At 59.8% G+C, this 333-nt stretch carries 2 tRNA genes; both read right to left on the reverse strand.

Features of this window, described 5'->3' with window-relative positions:
* Positions 1-114: 114 nt before the first annotated feature.
* A tRNA-Asp gene (locus tag G1E_RS01275) sits at positions 115-191 on the reverse strand.
* Between the two features lie 66 nt (positions 192-257).
* Positions 258-333, reverse strand: a tRNA-Val gene (locus tag G1E_RS01280).

The raw sequence follows: 333 nt of genomic DNA on the forward strand, positions 1-333 counted from the left end.
CTGAACTACCGCTGCGTATCGTTCAGGCTTGCGCCCGATTGAAACTGGGATCAGCCCAAGGCGTTGGCCTTGTGGCTTCAGACCGGTGCCAGGCACCCATCTGTTACTGAAAAATGGCGCAGCGGACGGGACTCGAACCCGCGACCCCCGGCGTGACAGGCCGGTATTCTAACCGACTGAACTACCGCTGCGCAGTGCGTTCCTCTCTGGCTTTGGGCTTCTTGCGAAACCTGAAGCGGCAGGAACATCTCAGGAAGTGGTGGGTGATGACGGGATCGAACCGCCGACCCTCTGCTTGTAAGGCAGATGCTCTCCCGGCTGAGCTAATCACCC

Source organism: Pseudomonas sp. TJI-51, from assembly GCF_000190455.2.
In the GTDB taxonomy this organism is placed as follows: domain Bacteria; phylum Pseudomonadota; class Gammaproteobacteria; order Pseudomonadales; family Pseudomonadaceae; genus Aquipseudomonas; species Aquipseudomonas juntendi.